General features: G+C 67.2%; 20 protein-coding genes. 6 read left to right on the top strand and 14 right to left on the bottom strand.

All coding sequences use genetic code 11. The features are described 5' to 3' along the window. Positions 1-345 (top strand): hypothetical protein (locus DIE02_RS35730; protein ID WP_185702675.1); only part of this gene is annotated, 345 nt, incomplete at its 5' end. A gap of 115 nt (positions 346-460) precedes the next feature. On the opposite strand, the gene DIE02_RS32425 is transcribed toward DIE02_RS35730, so the two are convergent. Genes DIE02_RS32425 through phnS form a run of 7 tightly spaced genes read right to left on the bottom strand, consistent with a single transcriptional unit; the run spans position 461 to position 7,752 of the window. Beyond that, positions 461-1,012 (bottom strand): phosphonate degradation HD-domain oxygenase, encoded by a 552-nt coding sequence (locus DIE02_RS32425; RefSeq protein ID WP_124530193.1) that lies wholly within the window; start codon positions 1,010-1,012, stop codon positions 461-463. A gap of 4 nt (positions 1,013-1,016) precedes the next feature. Next, a complete protein-coding gene (gene phnY, locus DIE02_RS32430) occupies positions 1,017-2,471 on the bottom strand; it encodes a phosphonoacetaldehyde dehydrogenase (protein WP_124530194.1) in 1,455 nt (484 codons plus the stop codon). After that, positions 2,468-3,778: a phosphonoacetate hydrolase gene (phnA, locus tag DIE02_RS32435; protein ID WP_124530195.1), complete on the bottom strand. Its 1,311-nt coding sequence runs from the start codon at positions 3,776-3,778 to the stop codon at positions 2,468-2,470. Before phnA ends, phnY begins: the two co-directional genes overlap by 4 nt. Continuing rightward, positions 3,775-4,635, bottom strand: a complete 861-nt coding sequence (gene phnV / locus DIE02_RS32440; protein WP_044845723.1) for a 2-aminoethylphosphonate ABC transport system, membrane component PhnV — start codon at positions 4,633-4,635, stop codon at positions 3,775-3,777. The genes phnA and phnV overlap by 4 nt, the downstream gene beginning before the upstream one ends. Then, complete coding sequence (locus tag DIE02_RS32445) at positions 4,625-5,545, bottom strand: 2-aminoethylphosphonate ABC transporter permease subunit (protein ID WP_124489363.1); 921 nt, start codon at positions 5,543-5,545, stop codon at positions 4,625-4,627. Before DIE02_RS32445 ends, phnV begins: the two co-directional genes overlap by 11 nt. Then, on the bottom strand, positions 5,523-6,626 hold the full coding sequence (gene phnT, locus DIE02_RS32450; RefSeq protein WP_124530196.1) for a 2-aminoethylphosphonate ABC transport system ATP-binding subunit PhnT: 1,104 nt from the start codon (positions 6,624-6,626) through the stop codon (positions 5,523-5,525). Before phnT ends, DIE02_RS32445 begins: the two co-directional genes overlap by 23 nt. 34 nt (positions 6,627-6,660) lie before the next feature. Next, positions 6,661-7,752, bottom strand: coding sequence for a 2-aminoethylphosphonate ABC transporter substrate-binding protein (phnS, locus tag DIE02_RS32455; protein ID WP_044845726.1), 1,092 nt, complete (start codon positions 7,750-7,752; stop codon positions 6,661-6,663). Positions 7,753-8,007: 255 nt separating this feature from the next. On the opposite strand from phnS, the gene DIE02_RS32465 reads away from it, so the two are divergent. Then, positions 8,008-9,117 (top strand): 2-aminoethylphosphonate--pyruvate transaminase, encoded by a 1,110-nt coding sequence (locus DIE02_RS32465; RefSeq protein WP_124530198.1) that lies wholly within the window; start codon positions 8,008-8,010, stop codon positions 9,115-9,117. Between the two features lie 102 nt (positions 9,118-9,219). Here the strand turns inward: DIE02_RS32465 and DIE02_RS32470 are convergent, their stop codons facing one another. Genes DIE02_RS32470 through aroQ form a run of 3 tightly spaced genes read right to left on the bottom strand, consistent with a single transcriptional unit; the run spans position 9,220 to position 11,908 of the window. Beyond that, positions 9,220-10,560, bottom strand: a complete 1,341-nt coding sequence (locus DIE02_RS32470) for an MFS transporter (RefSeq protein WP_124530199.1) — start codon at positions 10,558-10,560, stop codon at positions 9,220-9,222. 41 nt (positions 10,561-10,601) lie between these two features. Further along, positions 10,602-11,456 (bottom strand): shikimate dehydrogenase, encoded by an 855-nt coding sequence (locus DIE02_RS32475; RefSeq protein ID WP_124530200.1) that lies wholly within the window; start codon positions 11,454-11,456, stop codon positions 10,602-10,604. Continuing rightward, a complete protein-coding gene (aroQ, locus tag DIE02_RS32480) occupies positions 11,453-11,908 on the bottom strand; it encodes a type II 3-dehydroquinate dehydratase (protein WP_044845730.1) in 456 nt (151 codons plus the stop codon). The genes DIE02_RS32475 and aroQ overlap by 4 nt, the downstream gene beginning before the upstream one ends. 257 nt (positions 11,909-12,165) lie before the next feature. Between aroQ and DIE02_RS32485 the strand changes: the two genes are divergently transcribed. After that, on the top strand, positions 12,166-14,058 hold the full coding sequence (locus tag DIE02_RS32485) for a bifunctional sugar phosphate isomerase/epimerase/4-hydroxyphenylpyruvate dioxygenase family protein (protein ID WP_124530201.1): 1,893 nt from the start codon (positions 12,166-12,168) through the stop codon (positions 14,056-14,058). Between the two features lie 286 nt (positions 14,059-14,344). Further along, positions 14,345-14,608 carry a hypothetical protein gene (locus tag DIE02_RS32490; protein WP_044845732.1) on the top strand — a complete coding sequence of 88 codons (264 nt, stop codon included), beginning with the start codon at positions 14,345-14,347 and terminating at the stop codon, positions 14,606-14,608. Positions 14,609-14,670: 62 nt separating this feature from the next. On the opposite strand, the gene DIE02_RS32495 is transcribed toward DIE02_RS32490, so the two are convergent. Then, entirely contained in the window at positions 14,671-15,465 is a 795-nt protein-coding gene (locus DIE02_RS32495) for an AraC family transcriptional regulator (RefSeq protein ID WP_044845733.1), read from the bottom strand. A gap of 648 nt (positions 15,466-16,113) precedes the next feature. Here DIE02_RS32495 and DIE02_RS32505 point away from each other — a divergent pair. Both DIE02_RS32505 and DIE02_RS32510 read left to right on the top strand, forming a co-directional pair. Then, positions 16,114-17,250 carry a branched-chain amino acid ABC transporter substrate-binding protein gene (locus tag DIE02_RS32505; RefSeq protein ID WP_044845855.1) on the top strand — a complete coding sequence of 379 codons (1,137 nt, stop codon included), beginning with the start codon at positions 16,114-16,116 and terminating at the stop codon, positions 17,248-17,250. A 321-nt stretch (positions 17,251-17,571) separates the two neighbouring features. Further along, the gene (locus tag DIE02_RS32510) at positions 17,572-18,882 is read left to right on the top strand and encodes an MFS transporter (RefSeq protein WP_044845735.1); all 1,311 of its coding nucleotides are present in this window, start codon (positions 17,572-17,574) and stop codon (positions 18,880-18,882) included. A 126-nt stretch (positions 18,883-19,008) separates the two neighbouring features. Here the strand turns inward: DIE02_RS32510 and DIE02_RS32515 are convergent, their stop codons facing one another. The 3 genes from DIE02_RS32515 to DIE02_RS32525 form a co-directional block, all read right to left on the bottom strand. After that, a complete protein-coding gene (locus DIE02_RS32515) occupies positions 19,009-19,446 on the bottom strand; it encodes a DoxX family protein (RefSeq protein WP_044845736.1) in 438 nt (145 codons plus the stop codon). Between the two features lie 225 nt (positions 19,447-19,671). Beyond that, positions 19,672-20,127 (bottom strand): RbsD/FucU family protein, encoded by a 456-nt coding sequence (locus DIE02_RS32520; RefSeq protein WP_124530203.1) that lies wholly within the window; start codon positions 20,125-20,127, stop codon positions 19,672-19,674. A gap of 79 nt (positions 20,128-20,206) precedes the next feature. Continuing rightward, entirely contained in the window at positions 20,207-20,599 is a 393-nt protein-coding gene (locus DIE02_RS32525) for a nuclear transport factor 2 family protein (RefSeq protein ID WP_124530204.1), read from the bottom strand. Between the last annotated feature and the right edge of the window lie 54 nt (positions 20,600-20,653).

Genomic DNA, 20,653 nt, shown 5'->3' on the forward strand with positions numbered 1-20,653 from the left:
AATCACTTCATAAACCTGACTTACTTTAGTGTGAGACTCTTGATACTTTCGCTATCTGATCCGAAGATCAGCTCGCTGCCATCAAGCGCCCACACTTATCGGCTGTTAATTTTTAAAGAGCATTTCTGCGAGGACCCGGAGGCCTTCTCAGCAGCGCTGCGTTTTCAGCAGCAGAGAAGCGAGATTATGAACCGTCTTTTTCAGTTCGTCAACAACTTTTTAACTGCTTCGTTGCGACGGCTGGGGTTCAACTTCCTGCACCGCCGAGGCCGCTACGACCAGCCCGACAGCACCGCTTCCCTTCTTCTCCCGCGCCGCGTTTGCGTTAGCGCGAAAGAGGCGTGATTCTAAGCACCTGCCGGCAATCGCGCAAGGGGGTTTCGTGAAAAATATAAGGCCCCGCACGCTGCCGCGTGCGGGGCCTTATATTGCGGGGCCTTATATGGATGCAGCCGAATCGTCAGCTCACGCGCACCTGGCGCGCCACGATCTCCATATAGTGATCGAGATCCGGCGTCGCCTTGCCCTCTTCCTTGGCCGTATCGTCCCAGCGGCGCAGGCGTAACGCGTCTTCGGCGAACGGGCGCTGCAGGAATGCCACCGTCTCCGCTTCACTGAAGATGCCGCCCTGCAGCGCGAGGCTGCGCACCGAATCCGGCGACAGGCTCTCGAAGTAGCCGGCGTCCGTGCGGCACAGGCAACGCTTCGCGTCGACGTGCAGCCGGATCGGCTCCAGAACCGCGTCCGAAAACAGCGGCCGCAGGAACGGCAGCACGTAATACTGATGCAGGTCGTCGATCCCGCGCGCGCTCGGCGTCTCGCCCTGCCGATTCAGCAAATGCCCGAGGTCATGCAGGAACGCCGCCGCGACCAGCGCCTCGTCGGCGCCCGCCTCCTCCGCCAGCAAGCCGCTCTGCAACGCATGCTCCAGCTGCGTGACCGGTTCGCCGCTGTACGCGACATGGCCGTGCTCGCGATACAGTCCGTCGATCTCTTCCACCGTCAATGCCATCCGCTCACTCCCAAGGCAGCGAAAACGTCTTCAGGTTCGTGAAGCTCTTCATCGCTTCCTGAACGCCTTCCTTATAGCCGAGCCCCGAATCCTTGATCCCGCCGAACGGCGACAGCTCGATCCGGTAACCGGGCACCTCCCAGACATTCACCGTCCCGACGTTCAGCTCGTTCACGAACCGCACGACCGCGGCCGTACTGTCCGTACAGATACCCGACGACAGCCCGAACGCCGTGCCGTTGCTGATCCGGATCGCGTCGTCGATCGTGTCGAACGCGATGACGGGTGAAACGGGGCCGAAGGTCTCCTCGCGCACGAGCGTCATCGACGGATCGACGTTGTCGAGCACGGTCGGCGAATAGAGCGCACCGCGCCGCACGTTGCCGGTCAGCAGGCGCGCCCCCTGCGCGACCGCCTCGCCGACCCGGGCCTCGAACAGCCGCGCCGCGACGTCGTCGATCACCGTGCCCATTTCGTTTGCGGGATCGAACGGATCGCCGTACCTCCAGGCGCGCGTCTTCTCGACGAGCAGCTCGGTAAACGCCGGCGCGACCGAGCGCTGTACCAGGATCCGCTTGACGGCCGTGCAGCGCTGCCCCGAATTCCGGTACGAACCGAGCACGGCCAGCGATGCCGCACGTTCCAGATCGGCATCGTCGAGGACGATCAGCGGATCGTTGCCGCCCAGTTCCAGCACGATGCGCCGGTAGCCCGCCCGCGCGGCGATCGCCTTGCCGATCGATACGCCGCCCGTAAAGGTGATCAGCGATGCATGCGGATGCGTGACGAGTTCGTCCGCGATTTCGCGCGGGTCGCCGGTCAGCACCTGCAGCATCGGCTCCGGCAAACCGGCTTCATACAGCAGGTCCGCCAGATAAAACGCCGACAGCGGCACCTTCTCCGACGGCTTCACGATCACGCGGTTGTTGGTCGCAATCGCCGGCGCGATCTTGTGCGCGACCTGGTTCATCGGGTGATTGAACGGCGTGATCGCGACGATCACGCCGTCGAGCGGCTGGCGCTGCGAGAACACGCGGCGCGCCTTGCCGTGGGGCGTCAGGTCGCACGAGAAGCTCTGCGCGTCGTCGCGCAGCGCTTCGACCGAAGCAAACTTCAGCACGTCGGCAACGCGACCGATCTCGTAGCGCGAATCCTGTTTCGACAATCCCGACTCGAGCGTGATCAGGTCGGACGCCTCCTCGGCACGCTCGCGCAGCAGCGCGGCCGCGCGCTCGAGGATCTGCGAACGCTCGTAGCGCGTGAGCGCGGGCCGGTATGCCATCGCGTAGTCGAACGCGGCGCGCACATCGTCGACGCTCGCCAGCGGCGCCGTACCGACGCGCGTGCCGGTGTACGGATCGGCGACGTCGAGCACACGGTCGCGCGTCGCGCGCGTGCCGCACCAGCGCAGCGCCTCGGCGCGGAACGCGGGGTGATCCTGTCGGGGGTGAGCCATCATGTCGCGACCCGATTCAGCACGAAATCGAAGACGTCGAAGTTGCGCGGACGACGTGCAGGGTCGTCCCGCTCGATCCGACGGTTGAACAGCAACGGCACCTCCTGCTCGGACACGCCGCCGTGCGAACGCAGCGGCACGGTCAGGCCGGACAGGTCGTGTTCGCGCTCGCGCGTGCCGAGCGTCATGTCGCGCCGACCGATCACGACGAGATCCCCGATCCGGTCGGCCGGCAGTTCGAAGCGCGCGGCCGCTTCCGCGTTGTCGAGTACGAGCTCGACGCCGTCGAGCCCGCCGACGCGCCACATCGCTTCGATCCGGTCGACGCCGGGCGCCAGGTAGACGGTTGCGAACGAGCCGAGCGCGCCGTGGTGCACGACGTACGGATCGGTGATCGGCAGGATCACGCGTGCGGCCCGCGCACCGAACCAGCCGTCGAACGCATCCTGAAGATAGATCACGTTCGGGCGGCCCGTGGCCGGATCGTGCTTCGCGTTCATCCCGTGGTCGGCCGTGAGCCCGATCGCCCAGCCGAGCGCGTCGAGCTGCGTGAGATAGCCGTCCATCATTGCGTAGAACGCGTTCGCGCCGGCACTGCCCGGCTCGCACTTGTGCTGCACGTAGTCGGTGGTCGACAGGTACATCAGGTCGACCCGGCGCGTCTGCGCGAGCCGCACGCCGGCCGCGAACACGAATTCGGACAATGCCGCGCTGTACACGTCCGGCGACGGCAGGCCGACCCAGTCGAGCACGTCGACGATCCCGTTTTCCGCGAGATTCGCCTGCGCGGCCTTCTCGGCGGAAAAACAGATGCCGTTCATCTGCCAGCCGAGCAGCCGGCGCAGCTTGTCCTTCGCCGTGACGACGGCCACCCGCGCGCCGGCGTCGGACGCCGCCGCGAGCAGCGTGCCGGCCCGCAGGTAGGCCGGGTCGTTCATCATCACTTCGCCGCCGCGACCGCCGTCGGCGGCCGGATCCCAGAAGTAGTTGCCGCAGATCCCATGAACCGACGGCGGCACGCCGCAGACGATCGACAGGTTGTTCGGGTTGGTGAAGGTCGGCACGACGCAGTCGGCGCGCCACGCGGTGCCTTGCGCGATCATCCGGCCGATGAACGGCGCGACGCCCGCTTCCACCGCACGCTCGAGATAGTCGTACTCGCAGCCGTCGACGCAGATGACGACGGTCGGTTCGACCGGTAGCCGGTAGCGTCGGCCGTTGACGTCGACGGAACGTCCCGCGAGATCCGCCGAACCCTTGCCCGCGGCCGATTGCTCGCCGGGCTGTCGCAATGCGAACGCGGCGTTCATGATGCCGCCCGCTTGCCGCGCGGCACGCGCGCGGCGATCAGCAGCAGCGCCGCGAGCGACGCGCCGAGCATCAGCAGCGACAGCGCCGAGGCGGGCAGGTAATAGCCGCGCTCAACCTGGCCGATCACGACGATCGGCACGGTCGCGAAACCGGGCGGATAGACGGTCAGCGTCGCGCCGAGTTCGCCGAGCGACAGCGCGAAGCCGAGCGCGAGGCTCGCGCGCAGCGCCGGCACGAGCTGCGGCAGCAGCACGCGGCGCAGCACCATCGCGGGCGGTGCACCGAGGCTCGCCGCCGCTTCGCGCAGCACGGTCAGCTCCGGACGCAGCGCGGCGGCCGCGCAGCGATAGCAGAACGGCAGGATCAGCGCGAGCTGCACGAGCACGACGATCGCCGCGGAGCTCGACAGGTCGAGCGGCTTCTGGTGATACGCGATCAGCACCGCGAGCCCGAGCACGACGCTCGGCACGCCGTTCGGCACCATCACGAGCGCGTCGACGACCGCGCCGAGACCGCGCCGGTCGCGCCCCTCGAGTGCAAGCGCAAGCCACAGCCCGAGGATCGTGCCGATCGCCGACACGCCGAAGCCGATTTCGAGGCTCGTCAGCAGCGCGTCGTATTCCGGCGACCCGAGCCGCTCGAACCAGCGCAGGCTGTAGCCGGCCGGCAGGATCGTGCCCGACCACTGCGTCGACACGCTCGACAGCGCGACGACGATGACCGGCAGCACGAACAGCCAGAAGCAGGCGAACGCGGCCAGCGCGAGCGCGGCGCGCGACGCATGCTTGAGCAGCGTGTCGCTCCAGCCGATCCGATGACGCGGCACGGCTTGCCCGATATGGAATTCAGCGGACATCGTTCCCTCCCGTCGCACGCCGGTTCACCCGGCGATAAACCGTATAGAGCGCCAGCGACAGCGCGAGCATCACGACCGCGCCGGCCGACGCGGTCGGCAGGTCGAGGTCGACGGTCGCGCTGCTGTAGATCGCGACCGGCAGCGTGACGAGCCGCGCGCTGCCGAGCACGAGCAGGATCCCGAACTCGTTCAGCGTCAGCAGGAAACACAGCACCGTGCCGGCGGCGATGCCCGGCCACGCGATCGGCAGCACGACGCGGCGCGCGAGCATCCAGCCGGACGCTCCGAGGCTGCGCGCCGCTTCGATCAGGCGCAGGTCGAGCGTCGCGAACGACGCGAGCGTCGGCCGCACGACGAACGGCGTATAGAACACGGTCTGCGCGAGGATCACGCCGCCGATGCCGAACAGGAAGTCGAGCGGCGGGTTCTCGAGATGGAACAGGTGCTGCAGCGCGATGCTGATCGAGCCTTGCGAGCCGTACAGGAAGATCAAGGTGAACGCGACGAGGAACGACGGGAACGCGACGTACAGTTCCAGGAAGCGCGTGACGAGCGACGCGCCCGGGAACGGCTTGAAGAACAGCAGCGCGGCCAGCAGCACGCCGAGCACCGATGCGGTGCCGGCGCTCGCGAACAGCACGCCGACCGTCGTCAGCAGCACGTTGCGCGTATCGGGGTTGCCGAAGAAGGTCCGGTACGCTGCAAAGCTCAGCCCGTGATCGCCGGAGACGCTCAGCAGCACGAGCCGCACCAGCGGATAGACGACGAGCGGGCCGAGCACGACGATCGCGAGCGCGGCGAGGTGCAGGTCGCCCATGCGCTTGCGGCGCCGCGCGGCGGCGGCATGCGCGGCGGCCGACGCGAGCACGTGCGGCGGCAGGCCGGCTTCAGGGCTCGATAAGGACGACATCGTCTGCCTCGCAATGCAGGGACACGCGCGCACCGCGCTCGGGAGCCGCGCCGCGGCCGCGTTGCATCGTCACGCGCACGGGTTCGTCGGGCGCCGCGTCGATCATGACCGCGATCGACAGTTCCGCGCCCTGCCATTCGACCGACGACACCGTGCCGTGCAGGCCGCCCGCCGCGAGCGGCATCACGGTCAGCCGCTCGGGGCGCACGCACGCGACCTTGCCGCGCACGTCGTGACGCGGGTCGCCGAGCGGGAAGATCACGTGCGGCGGCAGCAGGTTGGCCGGGCCGAGATAGCGCGCGACGTAGCCGTCCCGCGGCGCGTCGTACAGCTGCTGCGGCGTGCCGAGTTGCGCGATGCGGCCGTCGCGCATCAGCAGCGCGCGGTCGGACAGCACGAGCGCGTCGTCGCGGTCGTGCGTCACGCAGACGACGGTCAGGTTCGGCAGGCGCTCGTGCAGCGCCTTCAGTTCGCTGCGCACCGACGCGCGCAGATTGGCGTCGAGCGCCGACAGCGGCTCGTCGAGCAGCAGCACGTCCGGCTCGATCACGAGCGCGCGCGCCAGCGCGACGCGCTGCTGCATCCCGCCGGACAGTTGCGCGGGCAGATGGTGGCCCGCGTCGCCGAGTTGCACGAGCTTCAGCGCGTCGGCGACGCGGCGCGTCACCTCCGGCGACGCCATGCCGCGTGCGCGCAGCCCGAATGCGACGTTCTCGAACACCGACAGGTGCGGGAACAGCGCGTAATTCTGGAACAGCAGACCGAGGTTGCGCTTGTGCGGCGGCGCATGGGTCAGGTCGCGTCCGGCCACGGTCAGCGTGCCGGTCAGGCCGTCGGCCTTCACGAACCCGGCGATGAAGCGCAGCAGCGTGGTCTTGCCGCAGCCGCTCTTGCCGAGCACGGTCAGAAATTCACCGGCGCCGATCGACAGCGACAGATCTTCCAGCACCGTGCGTGCGCCGTAGCGCACGCTGAGGTGCTCGATCTGCACGCCGCCCGGCGCGCCGGACCGCAGCGTTGCTTGCGGTTCGGCGGCGCCGAAAGCGCCGGGATGGGTCAGGGTGGTTTCCACCGGGTTCATCCTCTTGCTCACTAATACAGGCAGCTTGCGCCGATCACTTTGGCTTGACGACGTCGAGCTGCTTGCCCGAGCTGCCGATCACGTCCTTCTTCCAGCGCTCGATCCACACCGGCTTCTTCGCCATCACCTGGGTCCAGTCGACCGGGATCAGCTTCACGCCCGCGATCGCCTTCTTGACCGCCTCGCCGTTCTTGCCGGCCAGCGGCACGTCCGTGCGGCCCGGGATGCCGTACATGTCCGGCACCTTCGACTGCACGTCGGTCGACATCAGGTAGTCGATCAGCTTCTTGCCGGCGTCCTGGTTCGGGCCGCTCTTGATCAGGCCGATGCCGTACGGGAGCTGGAACGTGGTCGGCTGGTCGCCGTCCTTCGCCGCCAGGAAGATCGGCTTGACGGACAGCGCGCCGTGCTCGGCGTCGTCGAGGTCCATCTGCAGGTCGCCGTTCGCGACGCTGATCTCGTTACGCGACAGCAGCACATTCAGGTAGCCGGTGCCCTTCGTGTGGAACTTCACGCTCTGCGACAGCTTCGCGAGGTAGTCGAACGCCTTGTCCTCGCCCATCAGCGACGTCGTCAGGATCAGCACGGCCATCCCGTCGCCGGCGGTGGCCGGGTTCGAGTACGCGACCTTGCCCGCGTAGGCCGGCGACAGCAGGTCGGCAAACGTCTTCGGCTGGTTCTTCACGACGTCCGGGTTGATCGCGAACGAGAAGTAGTTGTTCACGAACGTCGCCCAGGTGCCGTCTTCCGCCTTCGCGATCGCCGGCACGTTCTTGTAGTTCACGCTCTGGTACGGCTGCAGCAGGCCCATCTGGCCGGCTTGCTGGATGAACGGCGGCAGCGTGACGATCACGTCCGCCTTCGGCGAATTCTTTTCGATGTTCGCGCGGTTGACGACCTCGCCGCTGCCCGCCGTCACGATGTTGACCTTGACGCCTTCTTTCTTCTCGAACGCCGGCAGCACATCGCGATAGAGGTTCTCGAGACCGTCCGCCGTATACAGCACGACCGCGTTCGCCGCGTGCGCGGGCATCGCGGCGCCTTGCAGCAGACCGGCGGCGCAGGCGGCCAGCGCGAGCTTGCGGAACGCGCCGGCAGCGGCGCGCGAGGAATTCTGCAGTGTCATCTCACTTCTCCGTAGGCGGAACACCAAACGACCGGGGCACGATCCGGCTCCTTTCAGTCGGACAGACCGACAACCGGCCCGTCTCGCTGCCGCGCTGCAGGTGGTCTCGCGCGGCAACCGAAGGATCACAGCGTTCGATGACAACGCCGTGACGTGTGCCACAATTTCCAAAAAATGACACATTTTGCCAATATCATGCAAGTCATTCAGAAATGCCGCCCTGGTGTTTCATCCGACCTTTGCTGGAGAAAAATCATGTCGGACCCGATTCTGCTCACGCCCGGCCCGCTCACCACGTCCGCCACAACACGCCACGCAATGCAACACGACTGGGGCTCGTGGGACGCCGCTTTCAATCAACTGACAGCGAGCGTCTGCGCGGATCTCGTCGCGATCGCGCGCGGCGGCGACGCATACGTGTGCGTGCCGATGCAAGGCAGCGGCACGTTTTCGGTCGAAGCCGCGCTCGGCACGCTGGTGCCGCGCGACGGCGTCGTGCTGGTGCCGGACAACGGCGCGTATTGCGCGCGCATTCTGAAGATCCTCGGCCGGCTCGGCATCGAGTCGATCGCGCTGCCGTTCGGCGAGAACGCGGCGGTCGACCCCGGCGCGGTCGAAGCCGCGTTCGCGCGCGAGCCGCGCATCACGCACGTCGCGCTGGTGCACCTGGAAACAAGTGCCGGCATCCTGAATCCGCTCGACGCGATCGCGGCCGTGTGCCGGCGGCACGGCAAGCGGCTGATCGTCGATGCGATGAGTTCGTTCGGCGCGCTGCCGGTCACGCTGGCGGACAGCGGGATCGACGCGCTGATTTCGGCGAGCGGCAAATGCCTGGAAGGCGTGCCGGGGATGGGGTTCGCGATCGTGCGGCGCGCTGCGCTCGACGCGTGCGAAGGCAACTCGCGGTCGCTCGCGCTCGACCTCCACGATCAGTACGCGTACCTGTGCAAGACGGGCCAGTGGCGCTTCACGCCGCCGACCCACGTGATCGCCGCGCTACGCTCCGCGCTCGACCAATACCTGGCCGAAGGCGGCCAGCCCGCGCGCGGTGCGCGCTATGCGGAAAACTGCCGGACGCTGGTCGAATCGATGCGTGCGCTCGGCTTCACGCCGTTCCTCGACGCCGGCGTGCAGGCGCCCGTGATCGTCACGTTCCATGCGCCCGACCATCCGGCCTACGATTTCCGCCGCTTCTACGACGCGGTGCGCGACGCGGGCTTCATCCTGTATCCGGGCAAGCTGACGCAACTCGAGACGTTCCGCGTCGGCTGCATCGGCGCGATCGATGCCGGCGACATCCGGCGGGCGGTCGCGGCGATCGCACAGGCGGTCGAATCGCTCGGGATCACGATGCGGCACGCGTGAGCGCGGCGGCCTGAACCGCTTCGCAGTCGCGAGCGGATACAAAAAAGCCCGGCGACCCGCAGGTCGCCGGGCGAACGCACCGAGAGTGCGTGGAGCCGGTGCTTACAGTTCGATCCGCTTGATGTCGCCGACGACGAAGATGTACGACAGCGCACCGATCAACGCGATCACGCCGATGAACACCAGCGCACCGACGAACGAGCCGGTCGACGCGACGATGAAGCCGACGACGAGCGGCGTGATGATGCCGGCCAGGTTCGCCGCGAAGTTGAAGATGCCGCCGGTCACGCCGAGCAGGCCGTCCGGCGCGATGTCGGACACGAGCGTCCAGCCGAGCGCGGCCATCCCCTGCGCGAAGAACGCGACCGACATGATCGCGATCACGGCTTCGTTGCTTTGCACGTAGTTCGCGAGAATGATCGTCGACGCGAGCAGCAGGCCGGCGATGATCGGCAGCTTGCGTGCGAGGTTCGCGGACTTGCCGCGGCGCAGCAACCAGTCGGAGAAGATGCCGCCGAACATCACGCCGACCGACGCGGCGATGAACGGCATGATCGCGAAGAAGCCGATCTTCAGCCAACCCATGTGGCGCTCGGTCGCGAGATAGGTCGGGAACCAGGTCAGGAAGAACACGAGCGTCGAGTTGCCGGCGAACTGGCCGAGGCAGATCCCCGCGAGCTGGCGCTTCTTCAGCAGCTGGCCGGCCATCGCCCAGCTGAACTTGGCCTGGGCGGGCTTGCCGCCCTTGTCGCCGTCCTTGCGCGCGCCGTGCACGAGACCGCCGCCCGCTTCGATGTACGCGAGTTCTTCCGAATTCGCGGCCGGATGGTTGCGCGGCTCGTGATAGAACTTCCACCAGACCAGGCCGAACACGATGCCGACCCCACCGACGACCCAGAACAGCGAACGCCAGCCGAACGCACCCATCAGCGCGAACAGCACGGGGCTGAAGAACGCGAGACCGATGTACTCGCCGACGGTGTAGGTGCCGGTCGCCATCGCACGTTCATTCTGCGGGAACCACGTCGCGACGACGCGGCTGTTGGTCGGGAAACACGGCGCTTCCGTCACGCCGAGGCCGAGCCGGCATGCGAGCAGCGTCCCGACGCCGGGCACGAAGCCCTGCAGGAGCGTGCACAGCGACCACAGCGTCATCGACCAGTAATAGGTGATCTTGCTGCCGAAGCGGTCGAGGAACAGGCCGCCGGGCACCTGCATCGCGACGTACGTCCACGAGAACGCGGAGAACATGATGCCCATCACGGCCGCGTTGATGCCGAGCTCCTTGGTGAGCTGCGGCGCAGCCACCCCCAGCACGGTACGGTCGAGATAGTTGATCATCGTGCCGATCGCGAGCAGCGCGAGGATCTTGTAGCGCGCCGAGGTCCGCCGGACCGTACCGGCCACCGCGGGCGCGGCGTTCGTGTGGGTGGTGTGCTGCATGGTTGTCTCCTGGTCTATTTTTCAGCTGGTCGCTAGAAGGGTCAGCGTGCGACGAGCGACTGAAAGTGTTCGAACATCCGTTCGTCGTCCGGCGTTCGTCCGGTGAAGATCTCGAACGCATCGACGGCCTGGTACACGGCCATCCCGCCGCCCGGCAGCGTCGCGCAGCCGGCCGCGCGCGCGGCGCGGATCAGCTCGGTTTCGAGCGGGAAATACACGATATCGGCGACCCACATACCCGCGCGGAGCAGCTCGGCCGGCAGCGGCAGGCCCGGATGCTTGGCCATGCCGGTCGGCGTGCAATGGATCAGGCCGGTCGCGGCCTGCATCGCGGCCGCGAGATCGCTGCCCGGCGTGACCCGGGCGGCCGGGAAGCGCTGCTGCAGTTCACCCGCGAGCGCGGTGGCGCGCGTGCCGTCGACGTCGAAGATCGTCAGGTCGGCGGCACCCATCTGCAGCGCCGCATGCGCGACGGCCGCACCCGCGCCGCCCGCGCCGAGCTGCACGACACGTTCGAGCGACGCATCGGGCAGCCCGCGGCGGAACGACTTCGCGAAACCCGACCAGTCGGTGTTGTGGCCGATCCGCTTGCCGTCTTTGAACAGCACGGTGTTGACCGCGCCGAGTGCGCGCGCGTCGTCCGACAGTGCGTCGAGGTGCTCGATCACGCGCTGCTTGCAAGGATGCGTGATGTTGAGCCCGTTGTAGCCCATCCGCTGCGCGGCATCGAGCAGTTCCGGCAGCGCGTCGGCGGTCACGCCGAGCACGTCCAGATCGATGCGCCGGTACACGTAGCCGAATCCCTGGCGGAAGCCTTCTTCCTCGTGCATCGCGGGCGACAGCGAACCGCCGATGCCCTGGCCGATCAGGCCGATCAGAAAAGACGGGCGGCTCATCGTGCGGCTCCTTGGGCAAAAATGGTCGACAGGCGCTGCAGCGCGAATACGTAGCCTTCGGTGCCGCAGCCGCAGATCACGGCTTCGGCCACCGCCGACACATAAGAGTGGTGACGGAATGCCTCGCGGCGATGCACGTTCGAGATATGCACCTCGATCACGGGTTTCGCGATCGCGGACAGCGCGTCGGCCAGCGCGACCGACGTGTGCGTGTAGGCGGCCGGGTTGATCACGATGCCGTGCGTGTCGTGACGCGCGGCATGCAGCCAGTCGATCAGCTGGTGCTCGGCGTTCGACTGGCGGAAATCGATCTCCAGCCCGAGCCCGTCGGCCGCCGTGCGGCAACGCTGCTCGAGGTCGGCGAGGGTTTCCGCGCCGTAGATATGGGGCTCGCGGGTCCCCAGCAGATTCAGGTTCGGGCCGTTCAGCACCAGCACCTTGTGCTTGCTCATGGTGTTTCTGCTCCTAAAACAGGGGCGAATCGCTAGTCGACTTCGCCCTCTGACGTCAAGATTTGGCGCTAGTGTGCGCTTGCGCAAGCGCAATGTCTTTTCGGGTTTTCGCTAATTTGTACCACCTAGTTAGTTTGTATAATTTCACTCACTCCCCTAGTAAATTCGGGATATGGCGCTCACCGGTAATTCAACGACTGGTTCATTCCGGCCCGATCCGGCCGACGCCACACCCCGCTCATCCGCAGGATTCGCCCATGCAGCGCTCGATCGCCACCGTGTCACTGTCCGGCACGCTCGCCGAGAAGCTCGCCGCCATCCAGGCCGCCGGCTTCGACGGTGTCGAAATCTTCGAGAACGACCTCGTCTACTTCGACGGATCGCCCGCCGACGTGCGGCGCATGGCCGCCGATCTCGGCCTCGACATCGTGCTGTTCCAGCCGTTTCGCGACTTCGAGGGAGTGAGCCCGGCCCAGCTCGCCCGCAATCTCGACCGCATCCGCCGCAAGTTCGACGTGATGCACGCGCTCGGCACCGACCGCATCCTGGTGTGCAGCAGCGTGTCGCCCGACACGATCGCGGACGACGCGCTGCTGGTCGACCAGCTCGGCGCGCTCGCCGAAGCCGCGCGGCAGGCGGGCGTGGTCGCCGCGTACGAGGCGCTCGCGTGGGGCCGCGTCGTGAACCGGTACGGCCATGCGTGGCGGCTCGTGAACGCGGTGAACAGCCCGCACCTCGGCCTCGCGCTCGACAGCTTCCATACGCTGTCGCTCGACGATTCGCCGGACGCGATCGCCGACATCCCGGGCGACCGGATCGCGTTCGTGCAGATCGCCGATGCGCCGAAGCTCGCGATGGACGTGCTCGAATGGAGCCGTCACTACCGCTCGTTCCCCGGCCAGGGCGACTTCGACCTCGCGCGCTTCACCGCCCGCGTGATCGAGTCCGGTTACAAGGGGCCGCTGTCGCTCGAGATCTTCAACGACGGCTTCCGCGCCGCGCCGACCGCGATCACGGCCGCCGACGGCCACCGCTCGCTGCTCTATCTGGAAGAACTGACGCGCGCGCGACTCGCGCAGGACGGCCGCGCGCCGGCCGCCGACCAGCCGCTGTTCGCGCCGCCGGCACCGCCCGCACACGTCGGATTCCAGTTCATCGAATTCGCGGTCGACGCGCAGGCGGCGGCCACCGTCGGCGAATGGCTCGGCCGGATGCGGTTCCGGCTCGCAGGCCGTCATCGGTCGAAGGACGTGACGCTGTTCCAGCACGGCGCAGCGTCGATCGTGCTGAACGCCGAGCGCGACTCGTTCGCCGACGCGTTCTTCCAGCAGCACGGGTTGTCGCTGTGTGCGTCGGCGTTGCGCGTCGACGATGCGAAAGTGGCATTCGAGCGCGCGGCCGGCTTCGGCTACGCGCCGTTTTCCGGGCGCGTCGGCCCGAACGAGCGCGTGCTGCCGGGCGTACAGGCGCCGGACGGCAGCCTCGAATACTTCGTCGACGAGACGCCGAACGCACCGACGCTGTATGAATCGGATTTCGTGCTGACCGACATCGACGGCCCAAGCGAGGTCGGCCCGCTGACGGGCATCGACCACGTCTGCCTCGCGCTGCCGGCCGACGCGCTCGACACGTGGATCCTGTTCTTCAAGACCGCCTTCGGCTTCGAGGCCGAGCGCAGCTGGCTCGTGCCCGATCCGTACGGCCTGATGCGCAGCCGCGCGGTGCGCAGCACGGACGGTTCGGTGCGGATCGCGCTGAATGCGTCGGTCGACCGTCATACGGCCGTCGCCGAATCGCTCGACCGCTATCACGGCACAGGGCTGAACCACGTCGCGTTCCGGACCGACGACATCGTGAAGACGGTCGCCGCGTTCGCGGCCGACGGCGTGCCGTTCCTGCGGATCCCGCCGAACTACTACGACGATCTGGCCGCGCGCTACGCGTTGCCGGACGAGCTGATCGACACGCTGAGCGCCCACCACCTGCTGTACGACCGCGACGAAAACGGCGGTGAATTCCTGCACGCGTATACCGAGCTGGTCGATAACCGCTTCTCGCTCGAAATCGTCGAGCGGCGCGGCGGCTACGACGGCTACGGCGCGGCCAACGCGGCCGTGCGGCTCGCCGCGCAGGCCCAGCGCAGGAAATAAGGGGGCAAGGGAATTTCGTCCAGGGGTCGAATCGAATCAGAAAAACACGACGACCCTGCGACGCGCGCCGCGCAACCGCACCATCGTGGTGAATCCCGCCGCGGCGCCCCGCCCGGCAAGGCCGGCCGCCGGCGGCCGGAAACGGCCGCCCGGCGGGCGTTACATCCGGTAACGCAGACCGCACCGCAGCATTCGCGCGGCCGCGGCCGTTTTAAGAATCGCTTAAGTCTCCGACGGCACCATCCGCAACCAGTACCCGATGGATACCCCGAAAAGGAGGACAGCGATGAGCGCCGTAGATACACCCGCGGGCCGCCCGGCCGCCCCCCCAGTGAAAAAGACGATGCTGCGCCGTTTGCTCAGCCATCATGAAATCGCGACGCTGCTCGTGCTGCTGCACGCGCCGATCGGCGCGAACGCCAAACCCGAATTGCCCGCGCTGCAGGAAGCCGGCCTCGTCGAGATGATCAAGCTCGATGCCGACACGGCGCCGAGCTTCCGGCTGACCGAAGACGGCACGGCCGTCCTGAAAGGGCTCGGCTACCGCTGAGCCGCCGCACGCCGAATCCCGTCCCGCCCCTTCAGATCCGCCGGCCCGGCCGGCGCGTCACTTCACCCTGCCCGGTCCTGCAGCATCAGCCGGTATTCCGTCGGCGTCACGCCGACCGTCGCCTTGAACTGGCGCGTGAACGCGCTGTGATCCGTATACCCGCATAGCGCCGCGACGTCGGTCACCTTGTCGTGCGTGACCAGCAGCGCCGTGGCCGCATCGAGCCGCGTCTTCAGCAGCACCTGGCGCGGCGTCAGGTGAAACACCTTGTGGAAGTAGCGCTCCAGCTGCGCGACCGACATCCCCGCCATCTGCGCGAGCTGCTTCAGGTTCAGCGGCTGCACGTAGTGATCCTGGATGTGCTGCACCACGTCGGCGAGCTTGCTGTAGGCTGGATGCGAGCCCTCGTGCGCCTTCAGGTCGCGCGAGATGCCCGCGAGGCCGACCACCTTGCCGGCCGCGTCGCGCAGCGGCTCCTTGCAGGTCAGGCACCAGCCCGGCTGGCGGCCCGGATACAGATGCAGCTCGAGCTGGTCCATCAGCTGCTGGCCCGCGGTGATCGTCGCCATGTCCTGCTCGAAATAGGTCTTGCCGAAGCGGCGCGGAAACACTTCGTCGGTCGTCTTGCCGAGCAGGTCGCGCTTGTCCTTGTAGCCGCAGCGCATCGCCAGCGTGCGGTTGACGAGCGCGTAGCGGCCGTTCGCGTCCTTCACGAAGAACGCGACGTCGGGCAGCGCATCGAACACCGGCTCGAGCAGGCGGAAGTGCGCGAGCATCGCGCCGAGATCGGCGTTGTCGGGCTGGTAGCGCAACGTATCGGACAGGCTCATGGGCGGTGCGGCAAGCAAGGTCGTCATCCCGGCATCTGCGAAGGGGGTGGCTGATGGCGTCGATTATAGGAGCGCCGTCTCGAACGCGTCGTGGCGATCGGGCGGCCCGGCGAATGGCGGCAAGCGCAACCCGCCGTCGCTCGGCACCGATCGGGCGATTCGCATGGGCCGGCAAGCACGTCATGCGCCGTGCGGTTGTGCGCGCAACCACTGCGCCGCACGCACGTCCGGCGGGCATGATTTCGCATCGGCACTTTGCGTGCGTCGCGCACGGCCGGCGCTGCCGACGCTATCGGCTCACCCCGCCGGCGCCGAGACTACGCGCGCCCGAACCCGCCATCCTAAAAATGCCGGCGTGTCGCGTCTTGGCGCGTTTGCGCACTCGTCATGACGATTTCAGCATATATCAGGGTTATCGACGATATGCCGAAATCGTCGCCGGCTGCGCTCCGAACGCGCAAGACGCGCGCATTTTCGCTACCTAGACTTCGATCAACGGTTACGAGACGACATCCCGCCGCCGCCGCGCACGCCGATTCCGGCACAACCCGCGCAGCGCATGGCACACCCCGCACGGCTTTCCGAAACGCCTGCAACCCGATACGTCTCGCCCGGTTTACCGCGCCGGCCGGCTGGCCGGCGGCGGCCCAACCATGCCATCAAGGGGAAGTGAAAGTGAAGCTGAAGGTATCGCACGTCGCGCTGGCTGCTGCCTGCGCACTGTCGGGCGCACACGCCATCGCCGCCGACGTCGTCAAGATCGGTTTCGCCGCACCGCTGACGGGGCCGCAGTCGAACTACGGCTCGGACATGCAGAAGGGCGTGCAACTCGCGATCGCCGATTTCAACGCGACGAATCCGACGATCGGCGGCAAGCCGGTCACGTTCCAGCTCGACTCGCAGGACGACCAGGCCGACCCGCGCACCGGCACGACGGTCGCGCAGCGGCTGATCGACGACAACGTCCGCGGGGTCATCGGCCACTTCAACTCGGGCACGAGCATTCCGGCGTCCGACCTGTACGATCGCGCGGGGCTGCCGCAGATCTCGATGGCGACGTCGCCGCAATACACGGCGCGCGGCTACAAGACGACCTACCGGCTGCTGACGAGCGATGCACAGGCCGGCCGCATCGTCGGCACGTATGCGGTGAAGACGCTGCACTTCAAGCGCATCGCGATCATCGACGACCGCACGGCCTACGGCCAGGGCATCGCCGACGAATTCGCGAAGGCCGTGCAGGCCGCGGGCGGCACGATCGTCAAGCGCGACTTCACGAACGACAAGGCGCTCGACTTCTCCGCGATCCTGACCAACCTGAAGGGCATCAACCCGGACGCGATCTTCTACGGCGGCGGCGATGCGCAGTCGTCGCCGATGATCCGCAAGATGCGCCAGCTCGGGATGAAGTCCGCCTTCGTGACCGGCGAGATGTCGCGCTCGCCGACGTTCCTGAAGGTCGGCGGCGACGCGGCCGAAGGCGCGATCGTCTACATGGGCGGGCTGCCGAAGGAAAAGATGCCGGGCTTCGCCGGCTACGCATCGCGCTACAAGGCACGCTTCAACGAAGACGTGATCACCTATTCGCCCTACTCGTACGACGGCACGATCGCGCTGCTCACCGCGATGAAGGACGCGAACTCGACCGACCCGAAGGTCTATACGCCGTATCTCGGCAAGGTGTCGATCAAGGGCGTGTCGGCCCCGAGCATCGCGTACGACGCGAAGGGCGACCTGAAGGATGCGCCGGTGACGATCTACAAGGTCGAGCACGGCGCGTTCAAGCCGGTCGACACGATCGCCGGCAACTGATCGCACAGACCCTGTCACACGCGGCGCGGCAAGCGGTTCTCCCGCCTGCCGCGCCGCGTGCGTTTCGGGCTCGACGAAGTTCGAAGCATGCCTCGGCGCAGCCCCGCGCGCGCGCATTTCGCGCTCCTGTAGAATCCCCCCACCCGCTTTGACGCTTCGTCTGCGTCGTGCCCCATCCCGGTGCGACGGTGCGTGTCACATGCCCCATCCGGCACTCGACGCACGCTCGACGACGCAGGCCGCGCCTTGCCAGTCCATGCCGATAGCGGGTTCTGGAGACGCAGCACCGACAACTACATTCGAAAACCGATCGTCCTGACCATGCAAGCTTCCGAATTGAGCGGCGTGCCTCGCGCCGCCGAACGCGCGCTCACGCGCAGCGACTACAAGACCCTTGGCCTTGCCGCACTCGGCGGCGCCCTCGAGTTCTACGACTTCATCATCTTCGTGTTTTTCGCACCCGCGATCGGGCAGCTGTTCTTCCCGCACGACATTCCCGACTGGCTGCGCCAGTTGCAGACGTTCGGCATCTTCGCGGCCGGCTATCTCGCGCGCCCGCTCGGCGGCGTGATCATGGCGCACTTCGGCGACCTGTTCGGCCGCAAGCGGATGTTTACGCTGAGCGTGCTGATGATGTCGGTGCCGACGCTGCTGATGGGCCTGCTGCCGACCTACGACTCGATCGGCATCCTCGCGCCGGTGTTGCTGCTGCTGTTCCGCGTGCTGCAGGGCGCGGCGGTCGGCGGCGAAGTGCCGGGCGCATGGGTGTTCGTGTCGGAACACGTGCCGTCGCGCCACATCGGCTATGCGTGCGGCACGCTGACCGCGGGCCTCACGGCCGGCATCCTGCTCGGCTCGCTGGTCGCCGCGGGCATCAACAGCCGTTACTCGGGCGCCGAAGTCACCGCGTTCGCGTGGCGCATTCCGTTCCTGCTCGGCGGCGTGTTCGGCCTGTTCTCCGTGTACCTGCGCCGCTGGCTGCACGAGACGCCGGTGTTCGCCGAGATGAAGGCGAAGAAGGCGCTCGCGGCCGAGATTCCGCTGAAGGCCGTGCTGCGCGACCACGGCCGCGCGGTGATCGTGTCGATGCTGCTCACGTGGATGCTGTCGGCGGCGATCGTCGTCGTGATCCTGATGACGCCCGCGCTGCTGCAGAAGCAGTTTCACCTGACGCCCGCGACCACGCTGTTCGCGAACAGCGTCGCGACGCTGTGCCTGACGGCCGGCTGCATCACCGCCGGCTCGCTCGCGGGCTGGATCGGCGCGAAGCGCGTGCTCGGCATTGGCGGCCTCGTGCTGGCCGCGTGCTATTACCTGCTGTTCGCGCAGGTCGCGGCCGACGCGTCGACGCTGCCGCTGTACTACGGAATCGCCGGCTTCATGGTCGGCACGATCGGCGCGGTGCCGTTCGTGATGGTCAAGAGCTTCCCGCCCGTCGTGCGCTTCTCGGGCATCTCGTTCTCGTACAACGTCGCGTATGCGATCTTCGGCGGCCTCACGCCGGTGATCGTGTCGCTGATGATGAAGTCGAATCCGCTCGCGCCGGTCGTGTACGTCGCGGCGATCTGCGTGCTCGGCGCGATCGCCGTGCAGTTCTCGAAGGATGCGAAGGACCCGAAGGACACGCGCTGAACGTCGGCGCGCACGCGCCCGCTGGATGAACAAAGGGCCGAATCCCGCGGCGTGCGGGATTCGGCCCTTTTGTTTGGGTTTCAGCGCGGCGACGTGCGCGCGTCGCGCCGTTCAACCGGGTTCAATTCAGCGCAGCGCGCCGTACGACGAACTCGGCCGGCGCAGCGCGTCGATGCTTGCGCCGCCGGCGCCGGTCACGAACAGCAGCAGGAAACCGCCGGCGATCGCGACGTTCTTCCAGAAGTGGATCACCATGTCGTGCTGGACCGCGGCGTCCGTCGCGTCCCAGAAATTGTGTCCGACCATCGCGGTCGCGATCGTATAGAACGCCATCAGCAACGCGAGCGGCTTCACCTTGTAGCCGACGATCAGCAGCAGGCCGCCGAGCGCCTCGATCGTGACGACGACCGGCCCCGTCACCTGCGGATAGGGCACGTTCAGCCCGTGCAGATAGCCGATGAAATCGCTGTAGCCGAGCAGCTTCATCACGCCGCCCCACAAGAACAACGCCGCCAGCGCCAGGCGCGCGAAAAAAATGACGCCGGAATCGACGGAACGCGTCATGCCTCTCTCCTCGTATGCAATTCGGCCGTCCGCACGAGGCGTGCCCGTGCGGTTCGGGGTCGCGCGGCCCTGCCGGGCCGGCGGCAAATGGGCCAGCATAGAGGGTCTTTCCGCGGTGTCCAAGAAAAAGGTTGTAGCAAATCTTTACACTGCGGCGGTCATTCAAGCGCGGCGGCACCGCGAAACACGGTGTTCGGCCCTGGCGGACAAATAACGGAACAGGCCCTAACCGGCGTCGCTCAACAGCACGCCTTTCTTGAAGATGAAACAGCCGTAGCCGCGCGTCTCGCCGGTGACGATCACCGCATACGCCTGCTGCGCGCGCTCGTAGAACGCGAAACGGTCAACGCCCATGAGCGGCACCGCGCGCCCTTCCGCACGATCGATCTCGGCCTGCACTTCGCGCTGCACGGGCGGCACCGCGGCCGGATCGCCGACGACTTCCATCCGCCAAGCGGGTGTGTCGACGAACGTGTCGAGCGGCAGCACCGACAGCACCGCGCGCGCGACACGCGCCGAGTCGGCGCCGTCGATGCGCAGCGCGCGGCCGACCACCGTGTGCCCGGCGACGGATTCCGCCGGAAAATTCGCATCGCAGATCACCACTTCATCGCCGTGGCCCATCGCGCGCAGCGCGTGCAGGACGTCGGCGTGCAACAGCGGATCGAGATTCTTCAACATGTGGGAAAGGCTCCGGGATCGGGAACGAATCGCATAACGTTACCCGATCCCGGCCGCCGCCGGGCATGCGTCGCTCGCATCACGACGCCGCGGCCGGCATTTCGTCGATGAAACCCGTGACCGACTTCAGGCGGCCCGACGCATCGACGGTGCCGAAGTCCGAACCTTTCACGACCGCCGCGCCGTCGGGCGACACGAGCGCCCACGAGAAGCGCAGGTGCTGGCCGAACCCGTCGACGTCGGTCGTGCGGCGAAAGCGATACGCGGGGAAACGCTCCTGCACCGCGGCGATCATCGTGTCGATGCCCGCATGGCCGTCGCCGGCCATCAGCGGATCGCGATAGGCCGCGTCGCTCGCGTAGGTCGCATCGATCAGCGCGCGCCGGCGTGCGACGTCGGGTTCGTTCCAGGCATCGAAATAGCGGTCGATCAGGTCGGCGTGAGCCGACTGGGCGGTTTCGGCGGTATTCATGGCGAGGCTCCTTGTGTCGATGGGGGGGACTATGTCGCAAACGTTTCGTGTTCG

This window comes from Burkholderia sp. Bp8991 (assembly GCF_003853795.1).
Taxonomy (GTDB): domain Bacteria; phylum Pseudomonadota; class Gammaproteobacteria; order Burkholderiales; family Burkholderiaceae; genus Burkholderia.